The 21,727-nt window shown below is 62.7% G+C and carries 22 protein-coding genes and 1 tRNA gene; 11 read left to right on the top strand and 12 right to left on the bottom strand.

What is annotated here, in order from left to right; all coding sequences use genetic code 11:
- Positions 1-112: 112 nt before the first annotated feature.
- Positions 113-1,525, top strand: coding sequence for an FAD-binding oxidoreductase (locus tag IVB48_RS34225; RefSeq protein WP_247407159.1), 1,413 nt, complete (start codon positions 113-115; stop codon positions 1,523-1,525).
- An 8-nt stretch (positions 1,526-1,533) separates the two neighbouring features.
- Positions 1,534-2,199, top strand: a complete 666-nt coding sequence (locus tag IVB48_RS34230) for a GntR family transcriptional regulator (protein WP_247407162.1) — start codon at positions 1,534-1,536, stop codon at positions 2,197-2,199.
- Positions 2,200-2,205: 6 nt separating this feature from the next.
- Here IVB48_RS34230 and IVB48_RS34235 read toward each other — a convergent pair whose 3' ends face one another.
- Together IVB48_RS34235 and IVB48_RS34240 are read right to left on the bottom strand one after the other, a co-directional pair.
- On the bottom strand, positions 2,206-2,370 hold the full coding sequence (locus tag IVB48_RS34235; protein WP_197031097.1) for a hypothetical protein: 165 nt from the start codon (positions 2,368-2,370) through the stop codon (positions 2,206-2,208).
- A 152-nt stretch (positions 2,371-2,522) separates the two neighbouring features.
- Positions 2,523-2,708: a hypothetical protein gene (locus IVB48_RS34240; protein ID WP_035961037.1), complete on the bottom strand. Its 186-nt coding sequence runs from the start codon at positions 2,706-2,708 to the stop codon at positions 2,523-2,525.
- A gap of 193 nt (positions 2,709-2,901) precedes the next feature.
- Here IVB48_RS34240 and IVB48_RS34245 point away from each other — a divergent pair, with 193 nt between their 5' ends.
- Entirely contained in the window at positions 2,902-4,923 is a 2,022-nt protein-coding gene (locus IVB48_RS34245) for a YgiQ family radical SAM protein (RefSeq protein ID WP_247407165.1), read from the top strand.
- A 1,392-nt stretch (positions 4,924-6,315) separates the two neighbouring features.
- Here the strand turns inward: IVB48_RS34245 and IVB48_RS34250 are convergent.
- Both IVB48_RS34250 and IVB48_RS34255 read right to left on the bottom strand, forming a co-directional pair.
- Positions 6,316-6,549 carry a hypothetical protein gene (locus tag IVB48_RS34250; RefSeq protein WP_247407171.1) on the bottom strand — a complete coding sequence of 78 codons (234 nt, stop codon included), beginning with the start codon at positions 6,547-6,549 and terminating at the stop codon, positions 6,316-6,318.
- A gap of 672 nt (positions 6,550-7,221) precedes the next feature.
- Entirely contained in the window at positions 7,222-7,728 is a 507-nt protein-coding gene (locus tag IVB48_RS34255; protein WP_247407174.1) for a GNAT family N-acetyltransferase, read from the bottom strand.
- A gap of 206 nt (positions 7,729-7,934) precedes the next feature.
- On the opposite strand from IVB48_RS34255, the gene IVB48_RS34260 reads away from it, so the two are divergent.
- Entirely contained in the window at positions 7,935-8,180 is a 246-nt protein-coding gene (locus IVB48_RS34260; protein ID WP_247407177.1) for a hypothetical protein, read from the top strand.
- Between the two features lie 70 nt (positions 8,181-8,250).
- Positions 8,251-8,577, top strand: a complete 327-nt coding sequence (locus IVB48_RS34265) for an HAD-IA family hydrolase (RefSeq protein ID WP_247407179.1) — start codon at positions 8,251-8,253, stop codon at positions 8,575-8,577.
- Between the two features lie 84 nt (positions 8,578-8,661).
- Here IVB48_RS34265 and IVB48_RS34270 read toward each other — a convergent pair whose 3' ends face one another.
- The gene (locus IVB48_RS34270) at positions 8,662-9,180 is read right to left on the bottom strand and encodes an AAA family ATPase (RefSeq protein ID WP_247407181.1); all 519 of its coding nucleotides are present in this window, start codon (positions 9,178-9,180) and stop codon (positions 8,662-8,664) included.
- 362 nt (positions 9,181-9,542) lie between these two features.
- On the opposite strand from IVB48_RS34270, the gene IVB48_RS34275 reads away from it, so the two are divergent.
- Both IVB48_RS34275 and IVB48_RS34280 read left to right on the top strand, forming a co-directional pair.
- The gene (locus IVB48_RS34275) at positions 9,543-10,241 is read left to right on the top strand and encodes an outer membrane beta-barrel protein (protein WP_247285619.1); all 699 of its coding nucleotides are present in this window, start codon (positions 9,543-9,545) and stop codon (positions 10,239-10,241) included.
- 527 nt (positions 10,242-10,768) lie between these two features.
- Positions 10,769-11,791 (top strand): LLM class flavin-dependent oxidoreductase, encoded by a 1,023-nt coding sequence (locus IVB48_RS34280; RefSeq protein WP_247407183.1) that lies wholly within the window; start codon positions 10,769-10,771, stop codon positions 11,789-11,791.
- A gap of 45 nt (positions 11,792-11,836) precedes the next feature.
- Here the strand turns inward: IVB48_RS34280 and IVB48_RS34285 are convergent, their stop codons facing one another.
- The 5 genes from IVB48_RS34285 to IVB48_RS34305 form a co-directional block, all read right to left on the bottom strand.
- Complete coding sequence (locus IVB48_RS34285) at positions 11,837-13,405, bottom strand: hypothetical protein (protein ID WP_247407185.1); 1,569 nt, start codon at positions 13,403-13,405, stop codon at positions 11,837-11,839.
- Between the two features lie 77 nt (positions 13,406-13,482).
- Positions 13,483-14,646, bottom strand: a complete 1,164-nt coding sequence (locus tag IVB48_RS34290) for a cellulase family glycosylhydrolase (RefSeq protein ID WP_247407187.1) — start codon at positions 14,644-14,646, stop codon at positions 13,483-13,485.
- A 2-nt stretch (positions 14,647-14,648) separates the two neighbouring features.
- Entirely contained in the window at positions 14,649-16,802 is a 2,154-nt protein-coding gene (locus IVB48_RS34295) for a GumC family protein (protein ID WP_247407189.1), read from the bottom strand.
- A gap of 271 nt (positions 16,803-17,073) precedes the next feature.
- The gene (locus tag IVB48_RS34300; protein WP_197031098.1) at positions 17,074-17,232 is read right to left on the bottom strand and encodes a hypothetical protein; all 159 of its coding nucleotides are present in this window, start codon (positions 17,230-17,232) and stop codon (positions 17,074-17,076) included.
- Between the two features lie 196 nt (positions 17,233-17,428).
- Positions 17,429-17,914, bottom strand: coding sequence for a hypothetical protein (locus tag IVB48_RS34305; RefSeq protein WP_007597670.1), 486 nt, complete (start codon positions 17,912-17,914; stop codon positions 17,429-17,431).
- A gap of 228 nt (positions 17,915-18,142) precedes the next feature.
- On the opposite strand from IVB48_RS34305, the gene IVB48_RS34310 reads away from it, so the two are divergent.
- Positions 18,143-18,367 carry a hypothetical protein gene (locus IVB48_RS34310; protein ID WP_247407192.1) on the top strand — a complete coding sequence of 75 codons (225 nt, stop codon included), beginning with the start codon at positions 18,143-18,145 and terminating at the stop codon, positions 18,365-18,367.
- Between the two features lie 271 nt (positions 18,368-18,638).
- Complete coding sequence (locus IVB48_RS34315; RefSeq protein WP_247407194.1) at positions 18,639-18,947, top strand: hypothetical protein; 309 nt, start codon at positions 18,639-18,641, stop codon at positions 18,945-18,947.
- Positions 18,948-19,004: 57 nt separating this feature from the next.
- Here the strand turns inward: IVB48_RS34315 and IVB48_RS34320 are convergent.
- Positions 19,005-19,081: transfer RNA gene (locus IVB48_RS34320), tRNA-Arg, on the bottom strand.
- A 162-nt stretch (positions 19,082-19,243) separates the two neighbouring features.
- Entirely contained in the window at positions 19,244-20,743 is a 1,500-nt protein-coding gene (locus IVB48_RS34325) for a HAMP domain-containing sensor histidine kinase (RefSeq protein ID WP_027565784.1), read from the bottom strand.
- Between the two features lie 383 nt (positions 20,744-21,126).
- Between IVB48_RS34325 and rpmH the strand changes: the two genes are divergently transcribed.
- Both rpmH and rnpA read left to right on the top strand, forming a co-directional pair.
- Positions 21,127-21,261 carry a 50S ribosomal protein L34 gene (gene rpmH / locus IVB48_RS34330; protein ID WP_008542748.1) on the top strand — a complete coding sequence of 45 codons (135 nt, stop codon included), beginning with the start codon at positions 21,127-21,129 and terminating at the stop codon, positions 21,259-21,261.
- Between the two features lie 27 nt (positions 21,262-21,288).
- A complete protein-coding gene (gene rnpA / locus IVB48_RS34335; protein ID WP_027565785.1) occupies positions 21,289-21,717 on the top strand; it encodes a ribonuclease P protein component in 429 nt (142 codons plus the stop codon).
- Positions 21,718-21,727 lie beyond the last annotated feature (10 nt).

The following is a 21,727-nucleotide window of genomic DNA, read 5'->3' on the forward strand; positions in this document are numbered from 1 at the left end:
AGCCCTGTTTTTGCTTTACTTTCCGCCTTGTACCTTACATACAACAAGCGAGCAAACCCTTTCCGCCATCATGGCGGACATAACACGCAGCCAGATTCCGAGGAGGTCTCGCATGAACATGGTGACCCCCATCGAGCGGCCCGACCAACTGCTCGGCACCCTGCGCGACAGGCTCGGCGCGGCTGCTGTGCTTGTCGGCACCGACGTGCCCGCGCGCAATTGCAACGACTGGAGCGCGAGCCTGCCGCAAACGCCGATGGCGGTGATCCGCCCGGTCGACGCGCAAGGCGTGGCGGATGCGATCGCGACTTGCCGGCAGGCACATCTGCCGTTCGTGCCGCAGGGCGGATTGACCGGGCTGTGCCGCGGCGCATCGCCTGAAGCAGGCTGGGTCGCGATCTCGCTGGAGCGCATGAGCGGCATTGAGGAGATCGATCACGCTTCGATGACGATGACGGTGAAAGCAGGTGCGCCGCTTCAGACGATCCAGATGGCGGCCGACGAGGCCGGCTTCTTCTTTCCGCTCGATCTCGGCTCGCGCGGCTCCTGCGCGATCGGCGGCAACCTCTCGACCAATGCCGGCGGCAACCGCGTGATCCGCTACGGCATGACGCGCGAGCTGGTGCTCGGGCTCGAAGTCGTGCTGCCCGACGGCACCATCATCACCAGCCTCAACAAGCTGATGAAGAACAATGCCGGCTATGATCTGAAGCATCTGTTCATCGGATCGGAAGGCACGCTCGGCATCATCACCCGCGTGGTGCTGCGGCTGTTTCCGAAACCGCGCTCGACCATGGCCGCGCTCTGCGCGCTCGAGGACTATGCCGCGGTGATCGCGCTGCTCGGCGCCGCGCGAAGCGGGCTCGGCCCGCTGCTGTCGGCGTTCGAGGTTATGTGGCCGGATTACTGGGACGTGATCACCAATCGCGCCGGCGTCAAGCCGCCGGTCGCGGCAGGCCACGGCCTCTACGTGCTGGTCGAAGCGCAGGGTACCGACGAGAGCCTCGACGCGCCGCGCTTCCAAAGCTGGCTCGAAGAGCTGATGGAGCGCGGGTTGCTCGCCGACGCTGCCGTGGCGCAATCGCTGACGCAGACGCAAAGCTTCTGGCGCGTGCGCGACATCTGTGCCGAGTTCGGCCAGGTGCTGGGGCCGCACATCTCCTACGACATCGGCCTCGCCGTGGCGCGGATGGACGAGTTCGCGACGCGCTGCAAGGCGGCGCTCGCAAAGGGCATCGAGGGATGCGAGAGCGTCTATTACGGCCATATCGGCGACGGCAATCTGCATCTCGTCTCCTGGGTGACTGGCCTTGCCGTCGAGCAGCAGCCGAAGGAAGCGATGGACGCGATCATCTACGGTCTCGTGCGTGAGATGGGCGGCAGCGTCTCCGCCGAGCACGGCATCGGCACGCTGAAGAAGAAGTGGCTGGGTCATGCCCGCAGTGAGGTCGAGATCGCGCTGATGCGGACGCTGAAGGCCGCACTCGATCCCGATCATCTGCTCAACCCCGGCAAGGTGATCTGAGAGATCCGATGCGATCGCTGAAGCTCGATGCACCGAAATCGCTGTCGCAACGGGTCGTGCAGCGGCTGCGCCAGGCCATCATCGACGGCGAGTTCGCGCTGGGTGCAGCCATCTCGGAGGAGATGGTGGCAAACTCCTTCGGCGTCAGCCGCACCCCGGTGCGCGAGGCGATGGGTCAGTTGCAGGCGCAGGGCCTCATGGTGATCCGCCCGCAGGTCGGCAGTTTTGTCTTTACGCCAAGCGCCGAAGACATCACCGCGCTCTGCACGTTCCGAATCGCGCTGGAGCCCAAGGCAGCCGAGCTAGCCTTCCACCATGATCGCGCCGGTGCGATCGCGACGATGAGCGATGCGATCGCGGCGATGGAGCCGGCGATCGCAGCCAGGGACAATATCGCCTACGGGCGCGCCGATGCCGCTTTTCACGAGGCGCTGTTCGCCCATTGCGGCAACCGCTATCTCGCCGAATCCTATCAGCTCGCATCCAGCCGCGTCGCAGCACTGCGCACCAATTTGACTTCGCCGATCGACGTGCGCACACGCACGTCCTTCGACGAGCATCGCAAGCTGCTCGATCTGTTCGCCCGCGGCGAGTTCGCCGCCTTCGCGACGCTGATGACCACGCACGTCACCAATTCGGGCGTGGTCTACGCCAAAGCGCTGCAGGTGGATTGAGCGCTGCTACCGCGCATTTTTCGTGCCGGGCCTGTCCAGAAAATCCAGCGCGGTGTTGATCTGTTCGAGCTGGTGTTCGATTTTGTCGCGGTCCTCGACCGTGGGCGCCTTCTCGAGCTGCTCAACCAGCTTCTGCTTTCGAAGCAGCAAGTTCTCTATGACTGTACTCACGGCTCCCCCATCCGCCAGAGGCGAACATCGAGGCGATACTAAACCCCGGGCGCGAGCGCGCGCCAGCCGGGCCGGCGCAAACCCTGCATCAGAATGTTCGCGAGGGCAGTTGGTTCCTGCGCGTGATCCGAAACATGGATCCGCTGGCGCGCTTAATGGGTCGAGCCTACGCCCGCGAGTTGCACCGGTGCGATCTGGGTACGGGTGACGGAGACCGAGAACAGCGCCAGCAGCGCGCACAGCATGCAGAGTCTCATCCGCACTGTCCTGCGATCGGTGATCGGCAGGAACAGGAAAAACATCATCGCCAGGATCAGCAGCATGTCGACCACAAACATCGATCTCTCCCTTGAAACGAGGCAGAGCATGACGCGGTGCAGGCTGGGCGGTATGTGGACGGCGTCACACAGCTGATGGCGGCGCTCGCGAACGGTTAACGGGTTCGCACGCCCGGGCCGCCGCCCACGGAACCGCATCTTTCACGTGCCCATCGGTTGTATTCGCCGTCCCGGAGTCTTATGCGTAGGCGCCATGGACATCCAAATCATCGCCGCCGAAAAGCCCCTGATGGCGCAGGCACGCCCGCACGAGCCGGCGCCATTCCTCCCGATGAGCCGCGCCGAGATGGATGCGCTCGGCTGGGACGCCTGCGACATCGTGCTGGTGACGGGCGATGCCTATGTCGACCATCCCAGCTTCGGCATGGCCATCATCGGCCGCCTGCTGGAGGCGCAGGGTTTTCGCGTCGGCATCATCTCGCAGCCGGACTGGCATTCGGCCGAGCCGTTCAAGGCATTGGGCAAGCCAAAAGTCTTCTTCGGCGTCACCGGCGGCAACATGGATTCGATGGTGAACCGCTACACCGCGGACCGCCGCCTGCGCCATGACGATGCCTATACTGCGGGCGGCGAAGGCGGCAAGCGGCCGGACCGCTGCACCGTGGTCTACGCGCAGCGTTGCCGCGAGGCGTTCAAGGGTGTCCCGGTCGTGCTCGGCGGCATCGAGGCCTCGCTGCGCCGGATCGCGCATTACGATTACTGGTCCGACAAGGTGCGCCGTTCGGTGCTGGCCGACGCCAAGGCGGACCTGCTGCTCTACGGCAATGCCGAGCGCGCCGTCGTCGAAGTGGCGAACCGTCTTGCCGCCGGCGAGGCGCCGCGCGAGCTCGACGACATCAGGGGCGTCGCGCTGTTCCGCCGCGTGCCTGAGGACTACGTCGAGCTGCACGCCGACGATATCGACTCCGCCGACGAGGGCGCTTCGCGCACCAAAGGCCTGACCGTGATCCGGCTGCCGGCGCTGGAGCAGGTCGAGCAGGACAAGGAGGCCTATGCCCGCGCGTCACGCGTGCTGCACCGGGAGAGCAATCCCGGCAACGCGCGGCCGCTGGTGCAGCGTCACGGCGATCGCGATCTCTGGCTCAACCCGCCGCCGATCCCGCTGACCAGCGAGGAGATGGATGCAGTCTACGATCTTCCCTACGCGCGCGCCCCGCATCCGTCCTATGGCGAAGCCAAAATCCCCGCCTGGGACATGATCAAATTCTCGGTGACGATCATGCGCGGCTGTTTCGGCGGCTGCACCTTCTGCTCGATCACCGAGCACGAGGGCCGCATCATTCAGAACCGCTCCGAGGGCTCGATCCTGCGCGAGATCGAGAAGATCCGCGACAAGACGCCCGGCTTCACCGGCGTGATCTCCGACATCGGCGGTCCCACCGCCAACATGTACCGGATGGCCTGCAAGGACCCGAAGGTCGAGGCGGCGTGCCGGCGGCCGTCCTGCGTCTTCCCGGAGATCTGCCCGAACCTCAACACCTCGCATGACGATCTGATCCGGCTCTATCGCAAGGTGCGCGAGACCAAGGGCATCAAGAAGGTAATGGTGGCCTCCGGCGTGCGCTACGACCTCGCGGTCGAAAGCCCCGAATACATCAAGGAGCTCGTCACCCATCACGTCGGCGGCTATCTGAAGATCGCGCCCGAACATACCGAGCGCGGGCCGCTCGACAAGATGATGAAGCCCGGCATCGGCGCCTATAACCAGTTCAAGCGCATGTTCGATGCCGCGGCCGAACAGGCCGGCAAGAAATATTATCTGATCCCGTATTTCATCGCGGCGCATCCGGGCACGACCGACGAGGACATGATGAACCTCGCGCTGTGGCTGAAGAAGAACCGCTACCGCGCGGATCAAGTGCAGACCTTCCTGCCCTCGCCGATGGCGACCGCGACGGCGATGTACCACACCGGCGTCAACCCGCTGCGCGGCGTGCGGCGCGGCGGCAGCGACAAGGTCGAGGCCATCAAGGGCCTGCGGCAGCGCCGCCTGCACAAGGCCTTCCTGCGCTACCACGATCCCGACAACTGGCCGGTGCTGCGTGAAGCCCTGAAAGAGATGGGCCGCGCCGACCTGATCGGCTCGCGCCCCGACCAGCTGGTCCCCGCGCACCAGCCGCCCCGCACCGGCAAGGCCGCCGGCACGCGGCGACCGGTTCGTCCAGACGGCAAGACCCAGCGGTTCACGACCAAGAATCTGCGGGTGATGAAGTAGCGGGCGAGCCGGGCCAGGTCCGGTTCATCCTCGCACTGTCGTGCTCTCAAAACAAAAACCTCGAAAACAACCCCATGCACAGTAGCCGGCATGAGCGGGATCAATGACTTAGGTGCTTTGCGAATCCGTTGAATCCGCCGGGCAAGATAGCGAAAAACTAAAATTAGGTTTTGGCGAAATATTGGCTCGTCGGGCAAAACAGGCGCACGATGCTATTGTCGCGGCACGCGTGACAGGGCGAGCCCCAACCGCTACTCCGTATCGATATCCTCGAGCTTCACACCACCTCGCGCGCAGGCTCGAAGCAATCGTCCTCAGACTTGAATCCATTCAACACAGCAGACTCGGTGCGCGCCCGGATGCGCTGGGGAGCGTAGTCGTAACGCGCTAGCTCGCGGGGTAGCCGGTGTCCGCTCTGTCCGCGAAACCGGACATGGCCAGTCCGGCTTTGTGAGTCAGCTACGGGCCATAAGCGGGCCTGCCAAACCATCGGCCCTTTGCTCAAGCTTCAGCGCAGAAGGACCGGCGAAGTTCTCCATTCAGGGGAGCTGATCTGCTCGCTTTAGCAATTGACTCCGCCCGGCTCATTGCCGCTCCGGCCCGTGCAAACCGCAGAAGTGCACGTTCTTCTTTCAAAGAGGTGCGAAGCGCGCGGGCATGGTCGAGCAATCTGCGACTTTCCTCCCGCGTAACCTGGCACTGGGTAAATAGCGGATCGTCTATAAGGGCATTTGGATGCGATCTCGACGGTTTCTGCATGCAAACAGATTAGCGCCACACAGCGGCCCCTTGCTTTGGCTCGCGCTTAGAGCAGCGCGGCGGACTTGCCCGGCGATGAGCCGCCCGGCTGGACAGCGCAAAAGCCCGGTTCGATGGGGTCTCTCCGGGCCTCTGGCTCCGCTTCGTCGCGCGCCGGTTCGGGATCGAAAACCGCCGCCGACGAGACGCCGGCAACGAATACAACCTCAGCCCGAGTCGGGCGGCGAAATTGAGGCGCACACCCCGCCGCATACGCACGGCGGTCCGCGACAGCGGTGGAGCGTCACGATGAAAAGATAAGCAATGCCACCAGCACGACGTTGAAAGCGCCCAATGCGATCACGCCGAGGTCAAACAAACGGGTCAAGCTGATCATGGTGTCCCCCGATACACGCTTACCGGGTGGTATGATGCGCCTCCTACGACCGGGCGTCTATGCAGTTCGTGCCATCCCAGGGAGAGACTCGCTGGGCTGGAGTCAGCTACGGGTCACAACCGGCCTTCGACCGGCGGCGCGCGCAAGTCAGCTAAGGGCCACAACCAACATACTTGAATTGCTACGCGCGTAGGTCAGCTGAAAAGACACTCTCACGTGTCGACGAGCATTATCGGCTTTTTTTGGGAGTAATCGCCTCATGCTTTCCGGTCTAAGCTCGCTTTCAAAATGATCAGCCCAACCTCACTCAGGCGCATGCGGACGGTTGTGGATTCAGCCGTCGCGACGGCCGTCTGTAGCTCGTCCTCGACCAGTTCGTTCGCAAGGAGTTTCCAGAGCACGCGCGGCGAGACGCCATTGCGCTCGCTCTTCCAAGCGCTGCCGTTCGGCCCATAAGTGCGAAACACTTTCTGGTCATTGGTCGCGATCATCGCGCGACGAACCGCAGGCGTAAGGTTTAATCTCTTGTGCTCTGGCGCTCTCATCAGGCACCAAGAGAGAAGATACCAAGTTGGCCCTGTTGATCTAAATCAAAACGACCGCTTAGGGTCAGAAGCAGCTTGGGCACCTATGCTCCCGATTGGTCCGCGAGGGCCACAAGCAGAAGCTCATCTGCCGCAAGGGTCCGTTTACCAGCACCTCGATCCTGTTCGATGAGCCACCAAGGACAGTCGCAATCGCGGTCAATTTTGGTACTGTTGGTGAATGGCGGGGTCGATACTACTCAAGGTTTTTCGAGGTGTAAGCCTGCTTTGCCTTTGCATCGTGGGGATTGCAGTCGTTGTAGCCCCCTTGGAGCTTGTCGCTTACCCTATACTGAAATCCATCGGGTGCAGTCTGCCCCAGGAACAGCAAAGCTTCACCTGCGGAGGTGGTTGGGTCGGTCGCATCATCTCGACCATTCTCAACCTGCCGATGCTGTTCTCTGACGCGCGAGAGTTTACGTTCGGAGCCCGAGGGTCGTTCGGGCCCGGATTAACGGTCTACTTATTCGACGCAATCTTCATTCTCGGAGCGGCATATCCGCTACTGATATTGTTTGCGCGGAAAGGCGGCCGACCAAACAGCTGACGTCTGCTATGGGTCAAAAGCGGCCTTGGCGCCTATGCTCCCGATTGGTCCGCTGAGGGCCAATTCCCGACATGCCTGCCGGAGAGCGCCACCTCTCTCCGTACTTCGAAGTAGGTCTTGCCTCCTCGTTCGAACCCCACTTCCTCGTAAAAGCGTAGGGTGGCTTCACGCTTCGAACCCGTCGCCAAGTGGACTTTGTAGCAATCGGCCTGCGATGCGACATCCAGCGCATGAGCAAGAACTCGTCGTCCGAGACCTAGTTTACGATGATCGGCGTGAGTGACTACATTCTCAATCACCCCATAGGATCTACCGCCCCGAGATAGATTAGGCACAATTGCGAGGGTGCAAGAAGATACAAGCTGCTCAGCCGCTTGCGCAACGATCACGGTCATGAAGTTCGATGTAAGTAAATTAGACCAGACACGTTCAGCAGTAGCTGGCTCCAGTTGGGCTTCGTGCGGATGAAGATGCCGGTAAAGGTTCAGCATCTCCGGCAGATCGTGTTCTGCCGCACGGCGGATAATGGCTTCCTTCATGCGCTAATCCCTTGGATCGATGCGAATGTGCTTCACGCGGCAGAGAATACCAGATGGCCTGCCACGGGCGAACGCTGAGGCGCAGCACACCGAGTTCTGCCGCGGAGTGTCGCAAAACGACGATTGCGCGCAGCATCGAATATCGCTCTACTAAACCGAATGCCTTATGTGTTACATCGCAAGATTGTTCCCACTTGGACCTTGGCGTGACAGAGCTAATTATCTTCGACTCGGATGGCGTTTTGGTCGATAGCGAGATCATTGCGCTGACCGTCTTGGCCAAAGCAGCATCTGAGGAAGGCGCCGCGATTGGCGTGCAAGAGGCTATCCGGTCTTTCCGAGGGCTAACGATGGCGTACGAGCAATTGAGCGCCGGCTGGGCCGAGACGTTCGTGAAACCTTCATTGACGACGTCAGACGATCAACCGCATTGGCGTTTGATGCCGAACTGAAGCCGATCGAAGGAGTCCATGCAGCATTAGCCGAAATTGCCGTTCCGTTTGTGTGGCGTCAAACGGGCCGATGTCGAAACTCACGCACACACTCGGATTGACGAAACTGCTGGGCCGCTTCGAGGGACGCATATTCAGCGGATACGACGTCGGTTCGTGGAAGCCAGATCCAGGCCTGTTCCTGCACGCGGGCCAAACGCTGGGCGTTCACCCTTCGCGCTGCATCGTGGTTGAGGACTCGGTGTCCGGGGTTCAAGCAGCAAAGGCCGCAGGGATGAGGGTCTTAGGTTTTACCGGAGGCGATCCGGGAACTGGACTGCAATTGGGAGCAATCTGCGAAGAACTTTTCCATCGAATGAGTGATCTTCCGGATTTGCTGCAAGCTCGCGTTGGATGATGGCTAACGGGCTACTTCCGGTATGGGTCACAAGCGGACCTGCACCGTCTGCTCGCGGCAGGTCAGCGGTGGGCCAAGAGGAGGCTAACCAGTCTGGGCGCGAACATACGTCTCCGCCTGTTCGAGCAGGTGATCGAGCGAGCTAACGGCCGTATCGAGCACCAGGTGTTCTCGATCCCACGGTTCATAGTCTCGGTTCACTACCTCAGCCCACGTTCGCTGCTTGAGACCGCTGATGTCTGAGGTGCGTGTTTCCACTCGTTGTCGATGCAAGATCAGGTCGCTGCAAACCACTTCAATCTCAACGACGCATGTCGACTTCTGAGCGGCGACCTGTCGCCATCCGACGCGGCTTGCCAGGACTGGATTTACGCAGTCTACGACAACGACACGACCAAGCTCGAGTTTTTCAGCCGCGAGTGCGGTGGCTACCACATAGCCCATCGCGCCGACCCTATGACCTGCGGTCCGTAGCGTCTGCTCAACGGCATCGATACGAAGGTACGTGGCCGCGAGACGTCTGGTCAGCTCCCGGAAAACTGTTGTCTTGCCCGTGCCGGGAAGGCCACCAAAGACTATCAGCGCTGGTGGACGGCCTGTCATGCGACATCATCGGCCGGCATTCGGAAGTCCGCAATGGTCACCGGCGGTCCTCCACCGGCTGCGTGCGGCAGGTCAGCTAGCGGACAAGATGCGACATCCCGGGTCGATGAGCTTCCAGTATGAGCGGCAAAAGTTCTGAATCATGCCAGAGCTTTGGAATGCACAATGATAAATCCTTCGCGATGGCGGAACCGCGGAACTCGTCGCTCAGACGCCCGGTTCCGGGTCGACACGGTTCCTCAATTAACAAATGACCAGAGCGTTCCACACGTAGATCGGCGACGTGTGTCTCGCGCGCTACAGCAAATTCGGTGAGTTGAGTTAGCGTTTGGCACACATTCTTTAAACCTGAGAGACTCGAAATGAAAAAGTTCCTTCTCGCTACTGTCGCTTTCGCCGCCTTAGCGGGTACAGCATCGGCGGCTGATATGGCCGCGCGTCCTTACACCAAAGCCCCACCGATGGCCGCCTCGCCGATTTACAACTGGACCGGCTTTTACATCGGCGGTCACGTCGGCGGCGCATTCGGCGGCAGCAACAACATTCTGGCCCCCGGCTTCACCGGCACCAGCAGCAACGATGGTGTGTTCATGGGCGGCGCGCAGGTCGGTTACGACCATCAGTTCTCGCCGAACTGGGTGCTGGGCATTGAAGCGAACTACAGCTTCCTCGACACCAACAACAATCCCTTCGTCAACCGTGGGCTCGGTTCGGTCACCGGTCGCCTCGGCTACACCTGGGGTCCGGCGCTGCTGTACGTCAAAGGCGGTTACGCCTGGGCTGACTCCCGCCTTACGAACGGTTTCGGCGGCGGCACCTTCACCAACAACGGCGGTGGTCGCGACGGCTACACCGTGGGCGGTGGTCTCGAATACATGTTCGCCCAGAACTGGTCGGGCAAGGTCGAATACCAGTACTACGACTTCGGCACGCGGAACGCTCTCTTCACCAGCGCCGGCGGTGTTGTTACCGCCGTCGGCTTCCGCAATGACGAGCACACCATCAAGGCCGGCCTGAACTACCGGTTCAATTGGGGCGCCGCGTCGGCTTCTCGTTACTGACGGCTTACATAATATCCTCAAGGGGCCAGCCATACGGGCTGGCCCCTTCTGCTAAGACGGAATGGCTGGCGCGAGTTGGCGGCTTGCGTTTTTACGAAGCTCTCCAGAAACTACTTGATGTCAACTACGGGCAACAGCGGTCCGCGGCCGGCTGCGCGCGGCAAGTCAGCGGTGGGCTAGAAGCGGACATATGAATTGAAGAGAAGCCGGGCCCTAACGGGTACGCGCTTGGTCAAGGAAACCAACCCACTCCTCGCTGATGATGTGGTAAAACAAGCCTGGTGGAACGGCGCCCAGATCGGCAAGATCACTTGCCGAGACCGCGGCCGGCTTAGGAGTTAGCCTCGCTCGTGAATTAGCTAAATCGCTCAGTCTGAGCGGTGCAAAGCATGGCGTGCTTGCTGCTTTGTCCGCTTAGTGTGCTTCCCCCGGGCGGCATCACATACGAGCACACGCCTTTTCACGTTTGCCGTCTTTCCTACGGCCGAGGTGTCGCAAACTCCGCCCGTCGTCCATATGTTGCCTTCATGAAAAAGATCGGATTCCTCTCCTTCGGGCATTGGACGCCCTCGCCGCAATCGCAGACCCGCTCGGCCGCGGACACGCTGCTGCAATCGATCGAGCTTGCGGTTGCGGCCGAAGAACTCGGCGCCGACGGCGCCTATTTTCGCGTGCACCATTTTGCGCGGCAGCTCGCCTCCCCCTTTCCGCTGCTGGCCGCTGTCGGCGCCAGGACCAGCAAGATCGAGATCGGCACGGCCGTGATCGACATGCGCTACGAGAATCCGCTGTACATGGCGGAGGACGCGGGCTCCGCCGACCTCATCGCCGGCGGGCGGCTGCAGCTCGGCATCAGCCGCGGCTCGCCCGAGCAGGTGATCGACGGCTGGCGCTATTTCGGCTACCAGCCGGCCGAGGGCGAGAGCGACGCCGAGATGGGCCGGCGTCATGCCGAGGTCTTTCTCGACATCTTGCGCGGCGAAGGTTTTGCAAAGCCCAACCCGCAGCCGATGTTCCCAAATCCACCGGGCCTCCTGCGGCTCGAGCCGCATGCGGAAGGCCTGCGCGAACGGATCTGGTGGGGTGCCGGTTCCAACGCGACCGCGGTCTGGGCCGCCAAGCACGGCATGAATCTGCAGAGCTCGACGCTGAAGAACGACGAGACCGGCGAAGCCTTCCATGTGCAGCAGGCCGCGCAGATCCGCGCCTATCGCGCCGCGTGGAAAGAGGCCGGCCATACCCGCGAGCCCCGCGTGTCCGTCAGCCGCAGCATCTTCGCGCTGGCCGACGATCGCGACCGCGCCTATTTCGGCGGCGAGCGCGGCAGCGAGGACCAGGTCGGCTTCATCGACCCGCGGACCCGCGCGATCTTCGGCCGCTCCTATGCGGCGGAGCCGGATGTGCTGATCGAGCAGCTCCGAGCGGACGAGGGGATCGCCGAGGCCGACACGCTGCTGCTGACGATCCCGAACCAGCTCGGTGTCGACTATTGCGCGCACGCCATCGAGGCGATCCTCACGCACGTGGCGCCTGCGCTTGGGTGGCGGTGACGCCTGGACCGCCACACAATTTTTGAAGGTTACGTCTCTTAAAGGCTACGTCGCGGCCTGATAGTGCGTCAGCCGCTCTGGCTCGGCCTCCGGGACGGAGACCGTCTGCATCCTGATGTGGCTGCCGATCACGAGGCCCGTGAGCGAGAGCATGAGCCCAAGCGCCAGCGGCGCGAACAAGGCCTCTTCCTGAAACAATCCATTCAGCAGCACGACCATGACGCCGAAGCCCGCGAGCCCCTGCGTCAAATATCCGGAGAATGCATAAAGACGCCAGGCCTTCAGCGCCACCGCGAAATGAAACGCCAACGGAACGAGGGCTGCGATGCCCATCTGGTACAGCAGGACGCCGATCGCACTCTCGACGGCGCCGTTGGTCGTTCCGGCAGCCTGCGCGGCGCTCCAGTCAATCGAGAAATAGTCGTCCGATAGATTTCCGCCAACTCCCAAGCCGCGCCCAAACGGCCTTTCGAGAAATCCGTTCAAGCCTCCCATGAGGCCAAGAACGTGATAGTCGCCGATCTGCAAGCCAACGCGGATCGCGACAATTGCAAACATGATCAAGGCCACGAAGCCGAGCCATAGCGTCACCACGGCGCCGAGCAGACGGGTCGATATCCAGGCCGTGGCGACGAACACCACCACGATGAGCGCCCCCTTCACGCTGCAAACGATCAGCAGCGGCAACGCCACGAGGGCCAGAAACGGACGCCCTACCGAAAACAGGAAAAGCCCGAAAAAACCGATCCCGTACGCGAAGCTGATCGGATGCATATTCGGTCCGTGGATACGGAGGATCTTCGACAGGCCGAACCCTTCGAGCAGGGGCGTATTGAGAAAGTCGAAGCTGAAACGATCCTTCAGATCGACCGGCACATTGCCGGTGGCGCGCATCTCGGCTTCCCAAACGCCGGAGCGGGCCGCCTTGAGCTCGTCGAAACCCCAGAACGTGTAGCCGTTGGTGATGGCCAGCCAAAAATCCCGAAACGCAAACTCGACGTATCCGCACAGGATCAGAATGGCTCCAAGCGTCACCAGGAATGGCGTGGCGCGAACCTCATAGGTCGCCGCCGTCAGCAGCGAGAGCTGAAACAGGAACAGCGGCAGCACGATGTTGCGCAGATAGACCGTCGCCGCCTGGCCATCCTGCACGAAGCCGATCGCGAAATACAACGACACCACCGCGAGGGTCACGACGCCCCAGCGCATGATCTGGTTGATCTCAGTCGAGCGGTTCCTTTGGCCGGCGACGTAGAGCCCAAATGTCGTCAGCCACATCACGGAGCAGACGAGAAAATTATAGCCTTTGATGAAGTCCAGGTCGGACGGCGCCGAAATCAGCGGCGACAGGATCGAGACGAACAGGTTCTGGAAGAACAGCACAAAGATCGCGATGGCCGGCGCGTAGGTAGGAACCGCAACCACGATGGCGACGGCGACGAGAACTTCGACCGTCAGAGACAGGACCGGGCTCGCCACGTGCAGGACCGGCACAAAGCCGATGACTGCGATGGCGATGCAGAGCGTCGGGATCAGCTCGCGCCAAGGCGAACGTGAAGGCTCGCGACAGCCCCCCTGCACGGCTTGAAGATGCGGTGAGGTCCCGCCACTCATGACTCGTCCTTTGGCACAGCGCGGCGGCAACGATAGCGGCAGGAAGCGCAAGGATTCGTTAACGATGGCGCACGGGTTTAGCGCCGGCCGGGCTTGGTCGCGCCGAGCAGCGCGCGCATGACGTCGGGATCGGGCTTGCCCGTGCCGTTTTCGAGCAGGCCGAATCCCTGCGCCAGCTCCCAATGCGCCCAGCCCCAGCAATGCGCCCGCGCATATGCGGTCACGGCCGCGAGCCAGCGCACGCGGCTGTCCCGGGGTGCCGCGGCTTTCAACACGCCGAATTCGTTGATGATGATCGGCCGCGAAAATTGCTGCTGCCACGCGACCGCGGGCTCGAGCCAGCGGCTGACATCCGGCTTGTCCCTGGCGGCGGCAATCGCCGTGTCGAGCATGCCGAGCGCCTTCGTCGCGCCTCTGTCCTGCAAATCCCGGCGGAGCGCCTGAACCCCGGGATCGCCCGCGTTGATCGGATAAGGCAGATCCGTGATGTCGTGCAGTGGATCCTGCACGTCCCAATGGCCCTGGTGTGTGAACACCATGGGATCGTAGAAATGGATGGCGTAGACGACGTTTGGATCCGGCAACGGGCGAAACCGCGGCAGCGAGTCCGCGCGTTGCCAGTCGACCGGGCCGACGATCAGCGTGGTCGCGGGAAGCAATTGGCGAACGAAGGCGGCGAGCGTTTCGACCTGCTTCTGCCATCTGTCGGCTTCGATGTCGGGCTCATTGAGCAGCTCGGCGAAGACGCGGTCGGCCGGAAAAGATTGAATGACCTGAGCGAGCGTGCCCCACGCATCCTCCAGCTCGCGCAGCGACGCGTCCGCGTCGTCCTTGTGCAGGCGATTGAAACGATCGCCGGGATGAAGATCGACGGAAATTGAATAGCCGAGCGAGATGAGCAGCTTCAATGCCTTGTCGAGCGCCCGCAGCGTCTCATCGCGTTCCGCCTTCGAGGCGAAACGAAGCATCACCCGCTCGGCCGGCACCGGCAAGCGCACATGACTCATCCCGGCCTTGCGAAGTTGCTGCAGCAACTCGCGAGTTGGAGGCGCGGATTTTTCGCCGTTGATCCAGCCGTCGGCATTGAACCCGCGCGACAGCGCGGCGAGCCTGTCGCGCGCGACGGTCTGCGGGACAGGCACGCAAGTTTCGGCCGATGCCGCGGAGGCGAGCGACGTTGGTAGCAAGATCGTGGACAGCAAGATCGCGGCAAGGAGCAGACGACGGCGCGGCGTCGCCATTGTCAAACCGCCCTGCTAAGCGCGCCGCCGTCAGGGTGAGGCGCGGCAGAGCCCGCGGGTGCGTGATTGACGACGAAACCGGTCGACACGGTGTCGTACTTCGACAGCGCGGCGGTCACCCGTCGCATCGCCGCCGAACCGAGCTCGCCGGCGCGCACCACCGGGATGATCAGGTCCGCGTGCGCGGCGAGCGCGATCGCATCTGGCTGCAAGGCAAGATTGTTCGCATGGATGATGATCAGGTCGAACTCCGAGCGAATATCGTCCTCCGGCCGCGCATCGGCCTTCCTGCCGGCGCTCAGCAGCTCGTCGATCGACTGGAGTCCTGCCGTGGTGGAGCCGTCCTGCCATTCAGTCACCGGCGGCTGGGCGCCCGCGAATTCCGGCTGCAGCCGGATCAGCACGCTCATCATGCCGCGATTGACGGCCGCGCGGTTGAGCGAGCGCGCAACGGTGTTGCCGCCGGCGCTCTTGCCGACCGACAGCACGAGGGCGACCTTGCAACCACGCAGCGGGGCACGATCGATACGCTCGAGCAGCGGACGCAAATAAGCGCCGAGATCGAGCTCGGCTGTGGCGGCAATCGGTCGTTGCCAGACAGTGTTGGGCGCCGCTCCCGACGCCAGTTCGGGAATGCGGGACCAGACCGGAAGGTTCGGCATCGCCTCGGATTGCGGCACGGCCGGAGCCGGACGCTGGGCTTGCCGCTTGGGCGTCTCCCTCGCCTCCGCATGCACGTGCGTTCGAGCCGGAGCCTCGGCCGGATCGGACTTGTCGGACATGCCCGTCATGGCCGCAACCGTAGCGGTTGACGTCAGCAGCGAGCCGATTGCGAGCGCGGCGAGCAACAGGGCGAGCGGCGGACGCGTCGAGCGCAGCGGCGGGATCGCGGGCGAGGCGATCTTGGTCTGCGAGCTCTGAAGCTGACGCTGCTCGTTGGTCGTCTTGAACCGCGACAAAAACTGCTCGTAGATGTTCTTGTTGGCGTCGGCATCGCGCTGCAGTTCCTGCAGCTTCACGAGCGCCTGGCCGTCCACCAACATCTGCGTCTCGACCGCCTTGAGCTGCTTTTCCAGCGCGGCCTGCTGCTCGAGCTGGGCCTCGTATTCGGACTTCGCGGTGTCGATGTTCTTCTTCCGCTCGACCTCGATCTGCCTGTTGATGTCAGCCAACTGGCTGTAGGAGATCGCAAGATCAGGATGGCGCTCGCCGTACACCGCCTTCTTCTGTGCGATCTGGTCGTTCAGGGTCGAGCGCTGCGCGCGCAGCATGCTCAGGAGATCCTGCTTCACCGGACCTTCGACATTGGCTTTGAGATCGCGCTGCACCTGGTCGTAACGCGCCTTGGCTTCCTCGGTGCGCGCGCGAGCCGCGGAGACCTGCTGGTTCAGGTCAGTCACCCGCAATTGCTGGGTGGTGGAATCCTTGCCGGCATTGAGGATCTTGTGCTCGAGCCGGAAGGCTGCAACGGCGTCTTCCGAGACGCGCAGGCGCTCGTTCAGCTCCTTCAGCCGGTCCTTGAGCCAGTCCGCCGCCACGTCCGTCGCATCGCTGCGGACGCGGCTCTGGGTCGCGACGAACGCCTCTGCGATGGCATTGGCATAATACGCCGCCCGCTCCGCACTGTTCGAGGTGAACGAGATGGCGATGACGTAAGTCAGGCCGCGACGCGAGATATCGAGACGGTTGCGGAGTTTTTCGAGCAGGCGCGTCATGTCGGTATGACCCCCTGCGATATCCTCGTCGTCGGCGATCTTGAGCTTCTCGATGAGGGGCCGGAGAAAGCCGTCCGACTTGGCGATCTCGATCTGGCTCTGAAGCGCAGCGGCGTCCTGGCCGATGCCAGGCAACACGTCCTGGTCCGTGGTCACGCGCAGCTCGCGGGGATCGACCACGACGAGCGCCGTCGCGGCATACCGGACCGGCAGCACCATCAGCACGGCGACGCCGAGCGCGAACAGTGCCAGCGCGAGCATCAGGATGCGCCGGCCGTTCTCGCGCAGGAAAGCGAACGCGCCGGGCAGGGTCAGCGATCCCTTGATCAGCGCGGGGGCGGTGTTGTCGGGCGTCGCCGCCGCAGCCCGCGGCGCTTCCCACGAAGCCGCGGGCTCCGTCGGGGCGATGCTTCGCGGAGATGCGCTTCTACCGAACGCCATGGGGTTGGACTCGAAATCAACTAACAGGCACAGCCTAGAGACTTGCTACACCGTAAATATCCATGGTTAACCCGCGGTTACGGTTGCCGCGAAGCTCTGTAAACGGATCGTTAAGGAGACGACCCACAGCCCTGCGCGGAGAGGGGTTCCGCGCGTCCGGATACCGGGCCACACCGAATGCATAAAGTCCGCTATGGGTTGGCGCGGACGCTTGCGAAAGACTTTCCTGCGCTTCGGCGACCGGGCGCACCGGATTGTTCTGCGCCGGATCTCAAAACAAGGCGGCGCTGGCAGCCTGTCCGTAGATCATTGCGGCCGCTAGAGAGAGCAGCAAACCCGCGCCCGAGAAAATCACGACAACTTTCAGAGTTTCGACATCGACGTTGGTTCTCGTCGCGCGGGATATCGCCTTTGCCAGTGCGGCCATCATTGCAAGCTCCGAACAGGCCGCGCGGAGGCGCGACCTGTTTTGTCTAGCGTCATTGGACGCATTTGCGTGTGAAGCAGATTACAGGTGATGTTGCGTGCTGAAGCTCACACGGCGGCGACGTGCGAAGAAGAATCCCACCGGATCGTCTCGCCTTTGCGCCGCGATACCCCGGGCAAACAAACGCTGGATCCGGCCGTCAAATCCCGCCGGGAAGCTCAACGCCCGCTTCCGTCAGGTCACGGAGGAATTTCCGCACCAGGAGCATGTTGGTTCGCTGCAGCTCGTGATTATTGCCGAACTTGAATTGATTGGCTTCGGTTACGATCAGTCCCTGGTCGGTCTCGCGGAAAATGCCTTGCTTCTTCAAGCGATCGGCGCGCCGCCGGACGGTTTCGATCGGCAGACCGAAAAAGCGGGACAGGGCGGCACGGGAAACGCCCTGCTTGATCTTGTCCGGCTCAACCGCCTGGATACTGCCAAATTGCCGGTCCAGTTCGGGGTTCTTCATGATCTTGAGAACGTTGGCGTTCAAGACCGCATGAATGATCATCAAGTCCAGCGGATCGAAATCGTAGTGGCGGAACATTTCGCTGGCTGCGCACAGCATGTAGGCCAACGAGTGGCGAGAGACGGTTCGGATCAAATCCGCCGCGATGTCCTCTCCTTCAGTCGTACCAACCATGGCCAGTGCCTGCTTCTACGGATGTCCGGTTCGACGCTCACAAGCCGGTTCTATGTATCCGTGGCGCACCGCGCGTGAGGCAGGACCGGTCTGCTGTTTCCCCCAATATGGGTATGGTCGCGGTTCCATCGGGTCAATAGCTGGCTTGTCGGCAATATCATTTTCACCGATACGAGGTTGAGTTGCCGGGCGCGCAATTCGCGCGTGCCAATTGTGGTCATGGACCAAATGACATTTATCATCGAAGCTATTAAAGACGACTGCCGCACCGTGGATTTCCGTGACAGCGCGATCGTTGCGGTGATCCTGGCCCGCAAGCACGCGGTGAATGGTTTTGTGGTTTCGATCACGGCTCCGGACGGGCAGCTTTTTTCAGCCGATCAGTTCAACCGTTTGCTGGCGAGCAGGGGGCTTGGTTCGAATCCAGCGGCGCGTGATGTTGCCCGGCGCTAAAGCGGGCTTTGTTACGGCACGCGGAATCCTGGAAGCAGTGCAGCGAGTTGCAGCGGCTTCGGTGAGCGGTGCGAGCAGGGCATCGTCGGCGCGCCGGCCGATTGGATGGAGACTGATCTGCGGAATGTAGCCCTAGGTTTTCGGAAATCGCATTCGTCTTCGCCCGATCAGTGCTCGACCAAGGGAATGAAGAGATCCGAGCCTACGATCCATTCACGGAGCGGACCCGGAGCAGTGGCTCGCGTTAGGCGAACAAGAACGTATCGATCTCGTGAAGAAGTATCATCGGCGTGCGCGGATCCGCCTCCCGCGCGCGACATTGCACGCCGTTATTCACGCCGTCGTCGAGAGCCAGATTGCGGATCGCGAACTGCCGGTCCGAGCCGCAGCGCAACGGCTGATGTCAGAGGGGCTCGATCGTCACGAAGCCATCCATGCGATCGGCTCGGTGCTGGTCGGATACTTGAACGACCGGATGCGCGGACTCAGGTCGGGCGGCGGCGACCTCGATACGAGGTTCGAGCAGGATCTGAACGAGGCTTATTTCGCCGAGCTGGAAGCCTTGACCGCGGAAGGATGACTTCACCGCGGAAGGATGACTTCGGTCCGCGTGACCAGGCGACAGTCGGTACCGAAATGGCGCGCCCGGAACGATTCGAACGTCCGACCCTCAGATTCGTAGTCTGATGCTCTATCCAGCTGAGCTACGGGCGCGTTTTTCGCTGACAGTGCGGGCGTGGCCCGCAGGCAGCCCCCGGCGACGCCGGAGGGGTGCGAAAGAGCGCTCTGACTAACCGCTCTTGCCCCGATTGGCAAGGTCCGGATTGGGGAGATTTTGCTGGGAAATGAGAGTTTCCGCACTCAACCGCGAGCCGACTATGCCCGCGCCCGCTCGTTGCGGACGGAGAGCAGTTCCACGGGGCGGTCGGGGATGACGATCCGGAAGGTGGCGCCGATGGTGCCTTCGACCAGATGGATGTCGCCGCCATGGGCGCGGACCAGCTCGGCGGCGATGGCAAGGCCGAGGCCGCTGCCGCCGGGGCGGCCGGAGGTCTGGAACGCCTCGAACAGGTGATCGCGGGTCCTCTGGGGCACGCCGGGGCCGGTATCGGAGACCTCGAGGATGGCGACCGCGCCCTCGCGTTTTCCCGTGATCCGGATTTGCTGCGCGCCGCCCTCGGCCGACGCATGGCTTTCCAGCGCCTGGGCGGCGTTGCGGACGAGGTTGAGCAGCACGCGAAACAGCTGGTCGGGATCGGCGTCGACCGCGAGCCCGCGCTCGATTGCGGCGACCCAGGAGATCGACGCGTCGGAGGCAAGGCCGGCGGTCTCGCGCACCTCCAGCACCACCGGCTCGATCATGATCATGCGCCGGTCGGGCGCGGCTTCCTGGGCGCGGCCATAGGACAATGTCGACTGGCAGAAGGCGATGGCGCGCTCGAGCGAGCGCACGAGCTTTGGCGCAAAGCGCTGCACCCGCGGATCCGGCACGCTGGCGAGCTGGTCCGACAGGAGTTGCGCCGAGGCCAGCAGATTGCGCAGATCGTGATTGATCTTGGACACTGCGAGGCCGAGGGCGGCGAGTCGGCTCTTCTGATGCAGCATCGACATCAGGTCGCGCTGCATGTCCGACAATTCGCGCTCGGCGACCCCGATCTCGTCGCTGCGCTGGCTCGGCACGATGATCCCCGCCGAACTCTCGGGATTTTCGTGGAAGCCGACCAGGCTCGCGGTCAGCCGTCGCATCGGGCGCACGAAGAGATAATGCATCGCGAGATAGACGAGGCCGGCGGTCAGCACCGCGATGATCAGCGCGACCACCACGACGTTGCGGGAGAAGCGGTACATCGACTGCCGCAGCGGCAGCTCGTCGGTGACGATCTCCATGAACTGGGCGTTGCCGACGCCCGGCCCGACGATCCGGATGGCCTGGTTGCCGGTCTCCAGCATCATCCGGAACGAGCCGGTGATCGCCTCCCACGCCGTCATGTCGCGCAGGTCGATGTCGTGCTCGATCGCCGCGGGCAGATTGTCGCTGGCGAGCAGACGGCGCTGCTGGCCCATCTTGATGGCGACGGCGCGGGCATTGATGCTCTTCAGGATCTGGCGCGACAGCGAATCGGGGACCATGCCGAGCGGCGCGGCATCGAGCACCAGCGCCGCTGTGTTCGCCGCCGCGACGCGGTCGTTGAGCCGGTTGACCCAGAAGTTGGCGATGGCGGGCACGTAGAGCAGGATGGCCGCGATCATCACCAGGGGAACGGTGAGCAGCAGCAGCTTGCCGGACAGCCCAAGCCCGCGCGTCCCCCGCGGCAGCGCCGTCGGCGGGTCCCGCTGATCCCCATCCTGGATCGGCTGGAGGTCTGTCGCTGCCACGAAATCGCCCTCGCTGCCTTTACCGGATTGAAGATGTCGCCGGGTGAAGGGTCTTGGCGCGTATCAAGATGCGGCCCGCCCCCAGCGCGGTCAAATTACAGATCGTCAATCTGCCAAGGTCGGATGTAAGCGCAGATTTGGCGAGTCGCCACCTCAAGGGTTAAAAACCCCGCACAAACAGCGATATTCGCCGGAATTGAGCGCTTGTGCGGCGTTGACGAAAAGAAGGCGCTCGCTTATAAGCCGGCCAATTGTCCGCGATGACCCGGTGTGACCGCCGGGAGCGGCTCTCTTGGGGCCGAAAAAGGCCCGTTTTGGGCAGCATCTTCCGGACTTTATCATCAATTCTACAGGCAAATTGCCCGGTCAGCGGAGAAAAACCCGTGAAGCGGACTTATCAACCCAGCAAACTGGTGCGCAAGCGCCGTCACGGCTTCCGTGCCCGTCTCGCCACGGCCGGCGGCCGAAAGGTGCTCGCCGCCCGCCGCGCCCGCGGCCGCAAGCGTCTGAGCGCCTGAGCCGGACCCCCTTTTTGGGATTTCATCATGGATCGGCTGAGGCAGCGGGCGGATTTCCTCGCCGTTGCCAATGGCGCGCGGGTGAATAGTCCTGCGTTCGTCCTGCAACGCCTTGACCGCCAAAGCCTTGACCACGACGATCGCGGCCCGATCCGGATCGGCTTCACCGTCACCAAAAAGAACGGCAACGCCCCCGAGCGCAATCGCATCCGGCGCCGGCTTCGCGAACTGGTGAAGCGGCTCGATCCGATGTCGATGCAGCCCCATCATGATTATGTGCTGGTCGGCCGAAGGGACGCGCTCTCGCGCGGCTTCGCCACCATGCTCGACGATCTGCGCATGGCGTTCGCGAAGCCCGCGCGGCATACCCACAAGGGACGCGGCCCAAAAACCAACTCAAGAACCGACGGCTCAAAGCCCGGCCCCGCTCCTGCGACCAGCCGCAAACCGGATTGATGACGAGAGA

It is taken from the genome of Bradyrhizobium sp. 76, assembly GCF_023073025.1.
In the GTDB taxonomy this organism is placed as follows: Bacteria; Pseudomonadota; Alphaproteobacteria; order Rhizobiales; family Xanthobacteraceae; genus Bradyrhizobium.